This is a genomic window from Halomonas sp. CH40, assembly GCA_041875495.1.
Lineage (GTDB): Bacteria > Pseudomonadota > Gammaproteobacteria > Pseudomonadales > Halomonadaceae > Vreelandella.
In genome coordinates, this window is record CP112982.1 from 988,445 (window position 1) to 1,003,975 (window position 15,531).

General features: G+C 59.2%; 13 protein-coding genes. 9 read left to right on the forward strand and 4 right to left on the reverse strand.

All coding sequences use genetic code 11. The annotated features are described in order from the left end of the window. The first annotated feature begins 8 nt into the window (after positions 1 to 8). From OR573_04575 to astB, 6 genes are all read left to right on the forward strand, one after another. Positions 9 to 986, forward strand: a complete 978-nt coding sequence (locus tag OR573_04575) for a GlxA family transcriptional regulator (GenBank protein ID XGA80933.1) — start codon at positions 9 to 11, stop codon at positions 984 to 986. A gap of 243 nt (positions 987 to 1,229) precedes the next feature. Next, positions 1,230 to 2,444, forward strand: coding sequence for an aspartate aminotransferase family protein (locus OR573_04580; protein XGA80934.1), 1,215 nt, complete (start codon positions 1,230 to 1,232; stop codon positions 2,442 to 2,444). A 10-nt stretch (positions 2,445 to 2,454) separates the two neighbouring features. Continuing rightward, the gene (locus tag OR573_04585; protein XGA80935.1) at positions 2,455 to 3,615 is read left to right on the forward strand and encodes an arginine N-succinyltransferase; all 1,161 of its coding nucleotides are present in this window, start codon (positions 2,455 to 2,457) and stop codon (positions 3,613 to 3,615) included. Beyond that, positions 3,615 to 4,643 (forward strand): arginine N-succinyltransferase, encoded by a 1,029-nt coding sequence (gene astA, locus OR573_04590; GenBank protein XGA80936.1) that lies wholly within the window; start codon positions 3,615 to 3,617, stop codon positions 4,641 to 4,643. Before OR573_04585 ends, astA begins: the two co-directional genes overlap by 1 nt. Positions 4,644 to 4,666: 23 nt before the next feature. Further along, entirely contained in the window at positions 4,667 to 6,139 is a 1,473-nt protein-coding gene (astD, locus tag OR573_04595; protein ID XGA81666.1) for a succinylglutamate-semialdehyde dehydrogenase, read from the forward strand. Beyond that, positions 6,136 to 7,491 (forward strand): N-succinylarginine dihydrolase, encoded by a 1,356-nt coding sequence (astB, locus tag OR573_04600; protein XGA80937.1) that lies wholly within the window; start codon positions 6,136 to 6,138, stop codon positions 7,489 to 7,491. Before astD ends, astB begins: the two co-directional genes overlap by 4 nt. 55 nt (positions 7,492 to 7,546) lie before the next feature. Here the strand turns inward: astB and OR573_04605 are convergent, their stop codons facing one another. Both OR573_04605 and OR573_04610 read right to left on the reverse strand, forming a co-directional pair. Further along, on the reverse strand, positions 7,547 to 8,011 hold the full coding sequence (locus OR573_04605) for an RES family NAD+ phosphorylase (GenBank protein ID XGA80938.1): 465 nt from the start codon (positions 8,009 to 8,011) through the stop codon (positions 7,547 to 7,549). Next, on the reverse strand, positions 8,008 to 8,457 hold the full coding sequence (locus OR573_04610) for a DUF2384 domain-containing protein (GenBank protein ID XGA80939.1): 450 nt from the start codon (positions 8,455 to 8,457) through the stop codon (positions 8,008 to 8,010). Before OR573_04610 ends, OR573_04605 begins: the two co-directional genes overlap by 4 nt. A gap of 187 nt (positions 8,458 to 8,644) precedes the next feature. Between OR573_04610 and OR573_04615 the strand changes: the two genes are divergently transcribed. Both OR573_04615 and OR573_04620 read left to right on the forward strand, forming a co-directional pair. Beyond that, a complete protein-coding gene (locus OR573_04615) occupies positions 8,645 to 9,967 on the forward strand; it encodes a DUF2252 family protein (protein ID XGA80940.1) in 1,323 nt (440 codons plus the stop codon). An 82-nt stretch (positions 9,968 to 10,049) separates the two neighbouring features. After that, complete coding sequence (locus tag OR573_04620; protein ID XGA80941.1) at positions 10,050 to 10,772, forward strand: trimeric intracellular cation channel family protein; 723 nt, start codon at positions 10,050 to 10,052, stop codon at positions 10,770 to 10,772. On the opposite strand, the gene OR573_04625 is transcribed toward OR573_04620, so the two are convergent. Next, positions 10,754 to 13,786 (reverse strand): hypothetical protein, encoded by a 3,033-nt coding sequence (locus OR573_04625; GenBank protein XGA80942.1) that lies wholly within the window; start codon positions 13,784 to 13,786, stop codon positions 10,754 to 10,756. The two genes, OR573_04620 and OR573_04625, sit on opposite strands and share 19 nt — an antisense overlap. 138 nt (positions 13,787 to 13,924) lie before the next feature. Here OR573_04625 and OR573_04630 point away from each other — a divergent pair, with 138 nt between their 5' ends. Next, a complete protein-coding gene (locus OR573_04630) occupies positions 13,925 to 14,638 on the forward strand; it encodes a DUF3581 family protein (GenBank protein ID XGA80943.1) in 714 nt (237 codons plus the stop codon). On the opposite strand, the gene OR573_04635 is transcribed toward OR573_04630, so the two are convergent. Next, positions 14,635 to 15,528, reverse strand: coding sequence for a universal stress protein (locus OR573_04635; GenBank protein XGA80944.1), 894 nt, complete (start codon positions 15,526 to 15,528; stop codon positions 14,635 to 14,637). The two genes, OR573_04630 and OR573_04635, sit on opposite strands and share 4 nt — an antisense overlap. Positions 15,529 to 15,531 lie beyond the last annotated feature (3 nt).

Here is a 15,531-nt window from a genome sequence, read left to right on the forward strand (position 1 = left end):
GAACGCACATGCCTTTTGACCCTATTCAGCCCCTTGCGCCTGCCCCCCGACGGCGTGTGGCCTTTGTGCTGCTGCCCGGCTTTTCACTGCTGGCACATGCCTGTGTCCTGGAGCCGTTGCAAATGGCCAACCAGCTCAGTGGTCAGCTGCTCTATCAGACCATTACCATCAGCCTGAGTGAGGCGCCTGTGCGCAGTGGTGCCGAGCTGTCTCTGAATGCCCAGCATGCGTTGGGCGAGCCGCTGGGGCCGCTGGATATGGTGTTGGTATGCGCCCCCGCGCCCTTGCCCTACACCTTGCCGCCCCGGCTCAACGAATGGCTGCGCGAGCAGCAGGGCCGTAAGGTGTGCCTGGGTGGGCTGGCAGGCGGTACTGAAGTGCTGGCGCGCTGTGGCTTGTTGGAAAACTACCGGGCCACCTTGCCCTGGCAGCGCTTTGATGCTTTTTCCCAGGCTTACCCTCAGGTGGCGCTTTCCCAGCAGCTGTTTGAGATTGACCGCGACCGTGTCACCTGTGGAGGAGGCACGGCTGCCATGGATATGATGTTGACGCTGATCGGTGAGCATCACGGGGCGCGCCTGGCCGAGCAGGTCTCAGAACACTTTGTATGTGACCGCATTCGCCTGGCGGATGAGCGCCAGCACGTGCCGCTGAAAAACCGCTTGGGCCATGCGCCACAAAGCCTGATTGATGCGGTGACCCTGATGGAAGCCAATATCGAAGAGCCGCTTTCGACGCTGGAGCTGGCCGAGCATCTGGGAATTTCCCGGCGTCAGCTGGAACGCCTGTTCAAGAAGTACCTGCAGGCGGTTCCCAGCCGCTACTATCTGGATTTACGTTTAACCGAGGCGCGTAAACAGCTGCGTGAGAGCGACAGCCCGGTAGGCGATATCGCCCTGAACACCGGCTTTTCCTCTGGCGCGCATTTTTCCACAGCCTATCGCAACCACTTTGGCCTGACGCCTCGTGAAGAGCGGCTGGTTTGAGGCCAAGGGCCCATAAGGGCGCCGCTTTTGATAATTCGTTGTCCCATCCCTGTAAGCGCAACGCCAGTGGCCACCCGTATACTGAATGTCATTCAACTTAATGTTATTCAATTTGCTGTTATTCAATTTACGGTTAATACAAGCACCGTTATTGAAAGATTGTTATCAAACATATTGCTCTCAGACACCAAGCCCGTATGGATATGTCGTCCACGGCTCACCGCTTTTCCGGAGGTAGGATTCATGATTACGACCCCGACACGTCAGGATTTTGATCACTACATGGCGCCCAACTACGCGCCCCAGCAGGTGATTCCGGTGCGCGGTGAAGGCAGCCGCCTGTGGGATCAGCAAGGGCGCGAGTTTATTGATTTTGCCGGTGGTATTGCGGTCAACTCATTGGGCCATTGCCATCCGGTGTTAGTGAATGCGATCAAGGAGCAGAGCGAAAAGCTCTGGCATCTTTCCAATGTCTTCACCAATGAGCCTGCTCTTAAGCTTGCGGAAGCCCTGGTCAAGCGCACTTTTGCTGACAAGGTCTATCTGTGTTCTTCCGGCGGTGAAGCCAACGAAGCCGCCCTGAAGCTGGCGCGTCGCTATGCGGTGGATCATTTCGGTGAGCAGAAAGACAAGATCATCTCCTTTACCCAGTCTTTCCATGGCCGCACCTTCTTTACCGTCAGCGTCGGTGGCCAGCCGAAATATTCCCAAGGCTTCGGCCCGGTACCGGGCGGCATACTACATGCCACCTTCAACGATCTGGAAAGCGTTCGCCAGCTGGTGGGTGATGATACCTGCGCCATCATGGTGGAACCCATGCAGGGCGAGGGCGGTATCGTCCCGGCGACCCAGGAATTCCTTCAGGGTCTGCGGGATCTGTGCGATGAAAACGATGCCCTGCTGATCTTCGATGAAGTACAGACCGGTGTCGGCCGCAGCGGCGAACTCTACGCCTACAAGAATTTTGGCATTACCCCGGATATTCTCACCAGCGCCAAATCCCTCGGCGGCGGTTTCCCGGTGGGTGCTATGCTGACCACTGAGGCCATTGCCAAGTCGCTGGCCATTGGCACCCATGGGTCTACCTATGGCGGTAATGCCCTGGCCTCTGCTGTAGCCCTGGCGGCGATTGAGTTTATCGATACGCCCGAGGTGCTTGACGGCGTGAAAAAGCGTCACGAGCTGTTTCGTGAGTATCTGCAAGCGATCAATCATAAATATGGCGTGTTCAAGGAAATTCGCGGCATGGGCATGCTGATGGGCGCAGAAATGTCGCCTGAATATGAAGGTCGCGCCAAAGACATCCTGCCTCTGGCGATTGAAGAAGGCGTGATGGCGCTGATTGCAGGCCCTAACGTCCTGCGTATGGCGCCGTCACTGGTGATCCCGGAAGCGGACATTAAAGAAGGCATGGCACGCCTTGAACGCGCTATCGAGCGTCTGGTAGCCCAGGGCTGAGGAGAACGGGATGTTGATCATCCGACCGGTATGTTCCGGCGATCTGGATGCCTTGCTGGCGCTTGCCGAACAGGCAAAGCCACGGCTGACCAACCTGCCTGCCAGCCGAGAGCGCCTGGAAGAGCGGATTGCCCGCTCAGAAGCCGCCTTCAGTCGCGACGTTGAGTTCCCTGGCGACGAACACTACACCTTTGTTATTGAAAAGCAGGTTATTGAAAAACAGGTTATTGAAAAGCAGGTTATTGAAAAGCAGGTCACTGAAAACAAGGCGACTCAACAAAAGCCGGGGAAGGCAGCGGCAGGCGCCACGGGAGAGGTGCTGGGTACGGCGACCATTCGCGCCCAGGCAGGGGCGGCGGAGGCGTATTATACCTACCGGCAGGAAACCCTGATCCACGCCTCCCAGCAGTTGAATGTGCGCCGTGAAGTGCAGACGCTTTCACTGTCCCATGAAGCCTCGGATGCCACCCTGCTGTGCGCCATGTCTTTGGACCCGCGCTACAAGGGCACTACGGCAGAAAGCCTGTTACGCCGCGCGCGCCTGATGTTTATCGCCCAGTACCCTGAGCGTTTTTCACGCATTCTGGCGGTGGCATTCCCCGGTTATCTGGATGCAAACAGTCAGTCGCCTTTCTGGGAAAGCGTCGGGCGGCACTTCTTCGCCCGCGGCTATCAGGAAATGAACCACATTGCCGGGGTGCGCTCGAAAAGCTTTATTGCTGAGGTAATGCCGCAGTTCCCGCTTTATCTGCCGCTGCTGACGCCTCAGGCAAGGGCGGCGATAGGGCGTGAGCACCCAGCTCACGAAGACGCTCTGGCAGAAATGCTGGCAGAAGGCTTTGTGCGCTCCCGGCACGTGGATATTTTCGACGCCGGGCCGATTGTCAAAGCCGAGCGTGACCGGCTGGAGAGTATTCGCCGCGCCGCCTGGCATCCGGTACGCATTCGCCCGGCACACACCCTGCCGGATGCAGAACCCGCCATGATTGCCAACCAGAAGCTGGGAGAGTTTCGCTGTCTGGTGGCGCGCTATGCGCTTTCCCCGACGGATCAGCTGATTCTCTCACCTGAAGACGCCGAGCACCTTGGCGTGGAAGAAGGGCGCGCCGTGTTGGCGGCACCGCTGGCGCTGTCGGCAGCAGTAGATGCCCACGATGAAGGAGAAATGTGATGCGCATTCGACCCATTGCCCGCGGCGATCTTGATGGGCTTCAGGTGCTTGCGCAACAGGCAGGCGTTGGCTTTACCTCCTTACCGGATAACCGTGAGTTTCTGGCCAGCAAGATTGAATTGGCCGCCAGCGCCTTTGAACAGCGCACCCCCAAGAATGATCGTCTGTACTTTTTTGTGCTGGAAGATGAAACCAGCGGCGAGCTGGCCGGCTGCTGTGCCATTGAAGGTGAGATTGGCCACGAGGTGCCGTTTTACCACTATCGGTTGGGCACCCTGGCGCATTCCTCGGTGCAACTGGATCTGCACCGCACCATTGATACGCTGTTCTTAAGCTCTGATCACACCGGGGATGCGGAAGTCTGTTCGCTGTTCCTGCGCCCGGAGTTTCGCGGCGAAGCCCACAAGCACCTGCGTAATGGTGCACTGCTCTCCAAGGCGCGCTGGCTGTTTATTGCCCAGTTCCGCGATCAGTTTCCCGGCAAGGTGCTGGCGGAAATGCGCGGTGTGTTTGATGACAATAACCGCAGCCCCTTCTGGGAGAGCCTGGGCAAGCACTTTTTTCCGATGGACTTTGACGAGGCCGACCGCCTGACGGGCCTGGGCCAGAAGAGCTTTATCGGCGAGCTGATGCCCAAGTTCCCGATCTACACTACCTTCATGTCAGAAGAGGCGCGCGGCTGTATCGGCCAGGTGCACCGTCATACCCGCCCGGCGCTGGAAATGCTCAAGAAGGAAGGCCTGCGCTGGGAAGGCTTTATCGATATCTTCGACGGCGGCCCGACGGTGGAAGCCTATATCGACGATGTACGCGCGGTGCGCCATTCACACCTTTATGACGTCAAGGTGTCGGCCACAGCCAGCGAGGAAAGTGTCAGCCGCTGGCTGGCTGCAACGACCGATATGCAAGACTTCTCGGCCTGCTGGATTGGCCGCGCGCCGCAAGATGATGTCATCACCCTCAGCGAAGAAGAAGCGCAGCGTCTCGGCGTTGTCAGCGGTGATAGCCTGCGCTTACTCGAAACCTAGGAGACTGTATGCACGCCAAGCCCATGAATCCCCAACAACAACAGCTGATCAATGGCGCCTGGGTCAACGGCGAGGCCGCTGAGCTGAGCAAGCACGACCCGGTATCTGCCACCCGCTTATGGCAGGGGGCCAGTGCCTCAGAGGCTCAGGTAGAAGCCTCCGTTGGTGCTGCTCGCCTGGCGTTTCCGAGTTGGGCACGCCAGCCCTTTGCCGAGCGCCAGGCACTGGTGGAACGTTTTGCCGAGGTGCTGGGAAAGCATCGTGAAGTCCTGGCTATTGCCATCGCCAGCGAAACCGGTAAACCGCTGTGGGAAGCCCGTACAGAAGTTGGCGCCATGATTGGTAAGGTGGCCCTGTCACTCAAGGCCTACCATGAGCGCACCGGCGAGCGTGAAAAGGACGTGGGCAGCACCAAGGCAGTGTTGCGCCACCGGCCCCATGGGGTGATGGCGGTGTTCGGGCCTTACAACTTCCCGGGCCACCTGCCCAATGGTCATATGGTGCCTGCGCTTTTGGCGGGTAACTGCGTGGTGTTCAAACCCAGCGACCAAACCCCGCTCACCGCTGATCTGACCCTGCAGTGCTGGCTGGAAGCTGGGCTGCCGGAAGGCGTGATCAATCTGGTGCAAGGCGGTGTAGCCGTGGGGCAGGCGCTGGCAGCGGCCCCAGGTATTGATGGCCTGCTGTTTACCGGCAGCGCCAAGGTAGGCGGCATGCTGCACAAGCAGTTTGCCGGGCAGATCGACAAGATTCTGGCGCTGGAACTGGGGGGTAACAATCCGCTGGTGGTCAAGGATGTACCGGATCAGCGGGCCGCCGTGCTGGCCATACTGCAATCGGCGTTTCTCTCCGGCGGCCAGCGTTGCACCTGTGCTCGGCGTTTGATCGTGCCGGAAGGCGAGGTGGGGGATCACCTGATTGATGCACTGGCCGAAGCGATTGGTCAGCTGCATCTGGCCGGGCAGTTCAGTAACGATCCTGAACCCTTCTACTCAGGCCTGGTCAGCGTGGCAGCGGCGGATGGTCTGCTCAAGGCCCAGGAGGCGCTCGAAAACCTGGGCGGCACCATCATCAACCGGATGCTGCGCCTGGAAGCCAATACCAGCCTGGTCAGCCCGGCGCTGATTAATGTGACCGGCCTGGACGTACCGGATGAAGAACACTTCGGCCCCTTGCTCAAAGTCTATCGTTACCGCGACTGGGATGAGGCACTGCGTCTGGCCAACGATACCCGCTATGGCCTGTCGGCGGGCCTGATTGGCGGTGAGCGAGCGGATTGGGATGACTTCCTGCTGCGTATCCGCGCGGGGATCGTCAACTGGAACCGCCAGACTACCGGCGCCTCAGGAGATGCGCCCTTTGGTGGCGTGGGCGATAGCGGCAACCATCGGCCAAGCGCTTTTTATGCCGCTGATTACTGCGCCTATCCGGTGGCCTCGATGGAGGCCGACAGCCTGGAAATGCCTGAGAAGCTGCCTCCAGGAGTGCATTTATGAGTGAGTCACCTATGAGTGGGGTGCGCGAAGTCAATTTCGATGGTCTGGTGGGACTGACTCACAACTATTCCGGGCTGGCCCATGGCAACGTGGCGTCCATGAGCCATGGTGGCCTGGTCTCCAACCCCAAGGAGGGCGCGCTGCAGGGCCTGGCCAAGATGAAATCGCTGATGGACGCAGGCTATGCTCAAGGGGTACTGCCGCCCCAGCAGCGCCCGGATCTTGGCGCCTTGCGGGCGCTGGGATTCAGCGGCACGGATGGCGAGATTCTCAGGCGCGCCGCCAGCGAGGCGCCTCAGCTACTGCGCGCGGTATGTTCGGCGTCGAGCATGTGGACCGCCAACGCCGGTACGGTCACGCCGAGCGTGGACGCGCCAGATCGCCGGGTGCATTTTACCCCGGCCAATCTGCAGTCGAGCTTTCATCGCTACCTGGAGCCGCCGACCACAGGGCGTGTCCTGCAGGCGATTTTCCGCGCTGAGGAGCATTTTGCCCATCACCCGGCACTGCCTGGCACCCCAGCATTCTCTGATGAAGGGGCGGCTAACCACACCCGCCTGTGCGGGGATTACGGCGAGCCCGGTGTGCATCTGTTTGTGTACGGCCGTCAGGCCTTTGGCGGCGAGCGTGAACCCCGGCGCTATCCGGCCCGCCAGACCCTGGAGGCCAGCCAGGCCGTGGCTCGCCAGCATGGCTTAAGCGAGGCACAGACGGTGTTTGCCCAGCAGCATCCTGATGCCATTGATGCCGGTGTCTTTCATAATGATGTGATTGCTGTAGGCAATGGGCCTGTGTTGCTGTATCACGAAATGGCCTTTATGGACGAAGAGCGCACCCTGAATGAACTGCGGGCCAAGATGTCTACCCCGCTGATTCCGGTACGGGTGCCGCTAGCGGCGGTGAGTATGGAAGATGCGGTGGCTTCTTATCTGTTCAACTCCCAGCTGCTTTTCAACCCAGATGGCAGCATGACGCTGGTGGTGCCCGGTGAGTGCCAGGAGCGCGAAACGGTGTGGCGCACTCTTCAGGATTTCATTCTGGCGGGCAACAACCCGATTGGCGAAGTGATCGTCAAGGATGTCAAACAGAGCATGCGCAACGGCGGTGGCCCGGCTTGCCTGCGCCTGCGTGTGGCGCTGTCAGAAACCGAACAGTCGGCCCTTTCAGGGCGTGTACTGCTCAACGATGATCTTTACGCGGATCTCACCGCCTGGGTTAACCGCCACTACCGTGACCGCCTGGCAGTGGATGATCTGGCTGACCCGCAGCTGGTGACGGAGTCATTAACCGCTCTGGATGAACTGACCCGCTTGCTGGATATTGGCTCGGTGTATCCGTTCCAGTTGGATTGATGCTGGCTGCCCAAAGCCCCATACCGTGTTAACAAGTGATTGATGGTAGGGGGCTTTACAGGCGTTGATCCGGGGCGAAATCAATATGCCGGGCGCTTTGCACAACCTGGCTGAAATCCGGGTGAGTAGGGTTAAGCAGATAGTTGAGTTCGCGGGGGACGACAACGCTGGGAACCGCCAGCGCCAGGCTTGTCTGGCTGGCCAGCCAAGTATCACCCAGCTGAGCCGTTGAGGCTGGCGCGGGCTCTTCATACCAATCGGCTGGCCACTGTTCGCGAGGTAGCTGCAATATTCCATCATCAGGCAGCTGAATCTCGATCAAGGTGTAGTGCTGTAAAATCCGATAGTCCTGAAGATGAACCATCACCTCAAGGATGGCCAACGATTCTGATCCCGCCAGATAGATACAGGGTCGTCCACGGCTGTTCCAGCGTCCTCCATAACGCCGTGCCCCCTCGCCATCAAAGGCGCTTCCCAACCATTTGTGTTTGACCAGGCGATAGACAAGCCGCTGGCTCATGGGAAAACACCGTGCTCCAACCGGCCAATCAGGTCGAGGACGGCTTCTGTTTCCGCTGAGGTCGCAATCATGTCAACCGGGCGGCGCCCGCCGAGTCCGCGTAGCGAAGAAAGCAGCCAGACGCCTGCCTGATCCTGATCACCTTCGAATAGCTCGACGGTCGCATTGAGGACTTCGGCAAAGCGGTAGAGGCGATCACTTTCCTCAAGGCTGAACCTGTCGGCTTTGGCGCGACGTTGAAGGGTGGCAGGAGGAATCGCCACATAGCGGGCAAGCGCTTTTTGTTCCAGACCCGAGGCTGCTGCCAGCTTTTTGAAGACGCTGAAAGGCATGCCTTCTTTCAGCGTCATATACAGCTGTGTACCACGCGCCGGTATGCCCACCTTCTGCCAGAAAGTCGGCGGCGTATTGGCCGGTAGGTAGTAGCTATTCAGTACACTATTCATGCCAGACACTATTCATGGTAGATCCCGGAATTTATCATTTGGTATATTTTTAAACTATCAGTGGGTAGGTAGAAGTGCAAGCTATGCCTGCCTGACTCCCCCAAGATTGTCGTTTGGCGCTAACGCACCGATAATGAAGATATGTAAATAGACGATTCAATCAACCAGTCAATCAGAAGGGGCTACCATGAGCCAGGCGCTTACCGGGCATAATCGCCCGCAGCAGGTTATCGATGCGATCACTGCCGCTAATGCCGGTTTGTCCACGGCAGACAGGCAGGCCAAGTTTGCCAAGATGGCCCTTTCACCCTATGCCTTTTTCCGTGGCACCAACCATCTCTACTGGGATGATGTCTGGCATGACTGGCGCTTTGCCCTGTTTGGTGGCTGGCCGGAGACCCAGACCTGGCTGCAGGGCGACGCCCATGCCTATAACTTCGGCGCCTATGGTCATCATGATGATCAAGTGCGTTATGGTATGGATGATTTTGATGATGCCCTGGTAGCCGACTACCAATACGACCTGTGGCGCCTGGCCATCAGTGTGGTGCTTGATGCCAGTGAAAATCTTGAGCTGTCTCCCAAGGCGATTGGCAAGGCATTGAAAAAGCTGCTCAATGGCTATTATGACACCCTGATCGAGCACAGCGACGGTAAGCCGGTGGAGGCAGTGACCCTGGAAACGGCCAAAGGGCCGTTAAAGCCCTTTCTGCGCAAGGTGGCCGATAAACAGAGCCGAGCCAAGATGCTGGCCAAGTGGACAGAAGTGGATGAACACCAGAGCCGCCGGTTTACCAAGCGTCCGGGTAAGCTGGCCAATCTGCCTGCTGATAAGGCCAGCCAACTGACCCGGCTGATTGAGCAAAGCTATCAGCAGACCCTGAAGCACCCGGTGAAAGAAGCCGACGCTGACCATTTCAAGGTCAAGGACACCGCTCGCCGCCTGGATGCGGGCACCGGTTCTCTGGGCCTTGAGCGCTTTTATGTGTTGATTGAAGGCGGTAAGGATCACGAGCATGATGACGTGATTCTTGACATCAAGGAGCAGACAGCGCCGGAAGCCTTTGTCTTAATGAACCCAGCAGAAAAGCGTGCCTGGCAGCGCACTTTTATTAATGAAGGTATTCGCCACGCAGCGGCGTTTCATGCGATTGCCGAGCATCCGGACCGTTATCTCGGCTGGCTGGAAATGAACGGCAAGGTGTTTTCGGTACGCGAGCGTTCACCCTTCAAGAAAGATGTGCCTACTCACAAACTCTCCGGGGCCAAATCCTACCGTCAGTTAGCCCGCCAGTGGGGCGAGATCCTCGCCCGGGAACATCTACGCGGGGCCAGCGCCTTGAACCAGGGCGATCCGAGTGGCTTTGCCAAGGCCGTCTGTCAGCGCCTGTCATCCCGTGAAGACAGCTTTGTGCACGTGGTGACCACCCTGGCATTTGCCTATGCGGACTGCGCCACCCAGGATTACCAGGTTTTTATCGAACACTTTCTGGCCACTGACACGCCCTGAGTGCTGAATTCGCTACAAGGCTGAACGTGGCAGGCTCGGCTGTGCTAGGCTTGCGGCCGCTATTTTTTTGAGGAGAGCAGGCGTGTCGCAAGTCGTTTATTGGCTGGATATGGCCGGAGTAGTGGTGTTTGCGCTATCTGGCGTGGTGCTGGCCTGTCGCCATCGCATGGACCCTTTCGGGATGTTGGTGCTGGCGGCGGTGACCGGCATTGGCGGTGGCACCCTGCGCGATCTGGTGCTGGGTGTCAGGCCGGTCTTCTGGGTGAGCGACCCGACCTATCTATGGGTGATCTTTGCCACCGTGGGCCTTGCCATGTTGGGCTTTCACTATATTCACCGCCTGTCGCGGGGCTTTCTGCCCGTGGCGGATGCCTTTGGCCTGGCCCTGTTCAGCGTGATTGGTGCCCACAAGGCGCTGCTGCTGGGTAGCCCTGGAGTGGTGGCGGTGCTGATGGGCATGATGACCGGTGTGGCTGGCGGGATGATCCGCGATGTATTGGCCCAGCGGGTGCCCATGGTGCTGCGTGAAGAAATCTATGCCACCGCAGCGATAGCTGGCGGCACGGTTTACGTGGTGCTGCATGGCCTGGGAGTCACCCCGGCAGTGACGATTCCTGCCGCCTTGTTCACAACCCTGGGGCTGCGCCTTTCTGCCATCTACTGGCATCTGTCGTTGCCGGTGTTTGCCTGGGTGACGTTGCCGCCCAAAAATGCGCCCAAAAAGGCAGCCAATGAACCCTTGGCTACGCCTCAAAAAGCCCGTGAACGGGTGCGCATGATTCGTCGTCAGCGTGACAAGGACTGAGCGGCCTGATGGGTTTGACGCCACTGTTCAAACCAGCGCCGTGGCTGTAACACCTTGAGCGTTGGCTCGCGGTCGATTAACTCAATCCCCAGGCCCAGCTGCCCCAGCTGGGCGTAAAGCGCCCCGTTGGCAGTGCTGTCCGCCAGCGTCAGATCGGCGAGCAGGGTCAGCGGGCCGCCACTCAGGGTAAGCCCGCTCAAGGCCAGCTGCTGCCTGGCCAGCGATAGATGGGTTCGGCCTTGAATATCGCGCACGCTGAGCAGGCGGCCCAACCAGTCGTTGTCTCTGGCGCGGGCCAGAAACAGCCGTGCCAGCAGGCCACTATCGCGTAACGACAGATCAACATCGGCTTCAAGGGTGAGCGGGGTTTGCCAGACCAGGGAGGCATCTTCCAGGCCGAGTTCTGCCCACCAGCCAGCATCCTGATGCCCATCGCCACTAAGACGGCGAACGTTTTCCAGGCGCAGGAAAGAGTCATCGGCGCTAAAGCGCATCTGTTCAAGATCACCCTCGGTCAGCTTGAAGTCCAGCGTCAGATCGCCTTTCAGGCGCTGGTCAAGCAGGGTCAGCTCAGCGCCAAAGGCGCGCAGGCTGATGTCACCCGCACCGTCCAGGCCTTTCAGCACCATCTCACTGTCCAGGCTGGCTTCACCGCCGTGCAGGGCAATACCGGTGCCGTCAGGCAGGTAGTTATTGTAACGGCTTAAGTCCGGCACACTGATAATCGGCAGGCTGATACGCGTGGTGACATGGCGTGGGTCCTGGCTTTCCATCAGGCGGGAAACCGCCTGTGTGGTGGTGGTCAGGGCAAGATGGCGGCCTTCCAGAGAAGCGCGTGAATCACCCTGGCGCTTGAGCCTGAAGCTGGGAATGCCCAGCGTCAGCTGAGCATCTTCAGGGCCGGAAAGCTGGGCGGTGAGTTCACCCCGCCCGTTGGCCTGGTAGTCCAGGAACTGCACTTCCAGTGGGGAAGCATCCACCCGCAAGCGGCTGGGGGCTATCAGGCGGTCATTGGCAAACTCACCTTCTGCCACCAGCTGGCCGCCGCCGCTGAGAGAAAGCCCATGGGCGTCAGGCAAGAAGGTATTCAGAAAGCCCAGCTGCTGCACGCTACCCTCGAGCGCAAAGCGGCCGCTGGGTGCGCCCTCTGTCTGATAAAACCTGCCTTCGCGCAGTACCAGCAGGCTTTCCAGCGATGGCTGCTGGGCAGCGTTTGCCAGCTGCCAACGCAAACGGGTGCCGTCAATATCCAGGCGACTGCCATCCAGCTGGGCATCGTTAACCTGAAGATCCAGCTGCATCTGGCTGGTCATCCTGTGATTCTGGGTGGCGCTTTGCCAATCCGTCACCCAGGCGGAACCGCTGAGGGTGGCAGAGCCGTCCAAACGCTTAGGCGTCAGGTTGAAGCTGCCCTGGCTTTGCGCTTGGCCACTGACTAGCGTAAGAGGGGCAGGCGAGGGCAGATAAGGAGCGAGATAGGCTTGCAGGGCGGCAATATCTGGCAGGCGAGCCTCGGCAAAGCTTAGCGTGGCGCGGGCATCCTGTCGGGCGCGTTCCGGGTCGATGGGGCTATCAAGATCAAACGTTAGCTCAGCGCCTTGCAGCAGGGTGCGTGCTTGATGGGTCAGGTTGGCGTCACTAAGTATCAGGCGCGCGTTCAGGGTGTCAGCATCAGTCAGTTGAGCGGTCAGGCGCCCTTGGCCACCGGTGGTGACATCCAGCGCGGTCGCCTGTAAGGCATTGGCGGTGACCTCAAGTTGCGCTGATTGCAGTTGATCCACGGAGAACAGCCCGCTAGCGCTGATCTGGCCGTTGCCGGACAGGGTCAGGCCGTCGTCGTCCAACAGCTCTTCAAGCGCATTGTTTAACGGCCGTTCCAGCATATCCAGCCGGGTGACCTGGCCGTTGAAGGCCAGCTGCGCCTGCTCAGGCACGCTAACCCGGTCAAGGCGGGTGTTGTCCACAGTGGTCGCAAAGGTGAGCGTCGCGCTATCCACATAAGGGGCTGAAAGAGGAGAATCAGAAGAGTCCGTATCCTTGGGCGCTTCATTAATACTGACGCCCTCAAGCGCGGCTTCAAGGGTTAACGTATTGGTATCAGGAACTTTCAGAGTGATGATGCCGTCGCCACGGGCCTGATGGCTGGGCGGCTGCGCATCTGGGCGAATCCAGCGGTGGTCGTCTTGGCGGCGCAGGGCTGCTTCATCAATACGTACGCCTAAGGCTGGCGCGGCAAGGGTCAGCTGGCTGTCGGCCTGTAAGTAGCCGTTGACAATATCCAGTGTGGCGTCGAGCTCACCGCGACCATCAACCGCCAGCCAGGGCAGCGGCGCCAGGTAGGGCATAAAGACATCCCAGGCATCGGCGTGGGCGCTTAGCTGAATATTGGCGGAGAGCGCCGCCGCCACTTCAGGGTTGAGTTCACCTTGGGCGGTGGTCAGGGTGATGGCATCCAGTTGGGCGTTGGCGTCAATCACGATATCCCGTGCCAGTACGGTGTTATCCTTGTCGCGTACAATCTGGCCGTTTTCCAGCTGTAATCGGGCTTGGGGGATGGCGAGGGTGTCACGGTTCAGGGTGGTATCACGCAGGCTGAACCGGCCATCACCCTGAATCGCCTGGTCACCTATTCTGAGCCGCCGTATGCCGTTGGCGTCCAGCGCGATGATCTGCAGCTCACCGCGCAACAGGGCAAGTAGCGACAGCGTGAGGCTGGCGCGTTCCGCGTGGATCTGAAGGTTCAGCGCCTCATCTTCCCGGGTGATGATCAGGCCTTCGACTTCCCAGCGGCCCGGATGGCGGCTGCGGCCCTGTTCCCATTGGATATCAATGCCTTCCAACTGGGAAAGCCGCTCTGGCAGCCATTGGCTGTTAAGCAGCCAATAAGTGCCACCTAGCCACAGCGCGACCAGGCCAAGGGCCGTAAACGTTGCTAATGCCAGCCAGCGGGGCCAGTGGCGCCTGGACTTATCAGCGCCAGGCGTCTGGGGATGTTCAGGTGTATCGGTTGTCAAGCGCAGATCTCACTGTGAAGGTTGCGTTTGTTGTTGACTCCAGTTTGCCACGCTTTTGTGGCATGATGCGCGGCAGCAATGAGTCTGTTTTACTATTTATCAACTTTTAACGTTAACGCTAGGCAGGCAGCAACCGCCATGTTCAAGGATTTTTACACGCAGAGCGGCGATCTTGTGGTGATCTCCGCGATGCAGGCCAGCCGCTTCGCCAAAGGCGTTGCCGGTGATTACAACCCGATTCATAACCCGGATGCGCGACGTTTCTGCGTGCCGGGAGATTTGCTGTTTGCCCTGGTGCTTGAGCGCTTTGGTCTATGGCAGCAGATGGAATTCCGCTTCACCAACATGGTCGGCGCTGATACGCCGCTGTGTTTTCGTGAAACGGACGACGGTGTTGTGCAGGTGTGCGATGAGCAGGGCAAGTGCTATCTGACCGCCACGCGCAGTGGCGATGTAACCCATGATGCCGCCGCTATTGATGCCTTTACGCGCTGCTATGTGGCGTTTTCGGGCAAGAACTTTCCGCATTACCTGAAGCCGCTGATGGAAACCCACGGCGTCATGTTTAACCCCAAGCGCCCGCTGGTGATCTACGACAGCATGGGGTTCAAGCTGGAACGCCTGGATGCTCAGGCGCCGGGGCTTGAGCTGACCGATTCATCGCTGACGGTGCAGGGCAAGCGTGCGGATGCCCGCCTGGAATTCTCGATTCAGTCCGGTGGGCAAGCCGTGGGAGTTGGCTCAAAAAAACTGGTGGTAAGCGGGCTGTGCGACTACGACCATGAACAGATGGACGCTATCGTCGCAGAGTTCTATCGCCTCAAGGCCGCCTATGAATCTGGTGGTGCCTAAACCACCAGAGTAACCGGGCAGGCTGCCTTGGAGATAACCTGTTGACTGGTGCTGCCCATTAGCGTTGCCTGCCATGGCCCCAGGCCGCGTCGGCCCATGATGATAATCGGTGGTTCCGGGGATGCCTTGGCCTGCTCCACAATCGCCTTGGCGTATTGGTTCGAGCTGATTGTGCGCTGTGCCAGGCCACAAGGAACATGGCCAAGCGCTTCACGGGTGAGGGCAAAGACCCGTTCGGTCTCCTGATCGGCAAGCGCTTGTGTCTTTTCTCCACCGGCTGGTTGGCAAAACAGCATATCAACCGCCAGTTCGGCGCCGCGTGCCAGCTGGCCAGCAAAACGGGCCGCGTTAAGGCTATGCCGTGAGCCGTCGGTAGGCAGCAGAATCCGCCCGATGTGATCCAGTGACTGGCTGTTTTCATGCAGCACTGTGATCGGCTTATGAGTGCTATGGACAACCGCATTAGTGACGCTGGCGCGAATCAGTTTGCCCAGTTCGCCCAACCGTCTGGCACCCATCACCAACATGGCGTTGGGGCGTGAGCGGGCATGCTCAACGATCGCACGGTCAGGGTGGGGAACATAGCTGTCTTCATGCAGGATAATATCGTCAACGGTCAAGCCACTGGCAAAGGGTAGCTCAGCCAATACCTGGTGAGCCTGGGCCAAGGCGGCGGTGGACTTGCTGTCAAACTGTTCCAGCGCGCGGTCGCCTTTGGGCTTGCGGTTGGCAGGCAGGTCGCTGAGCTCCGCCGGGTGCAGCGGCACCACATGCAATAACTCCAGTCTGGCATCCAGCAGATGTGCCAGCAAAGCACCATGAACCACGGCGGCACGGGAGGCGGGGGAGCGGTCAACCGGCACGATGACGACTGCGATAGGCTTGCTCATGGC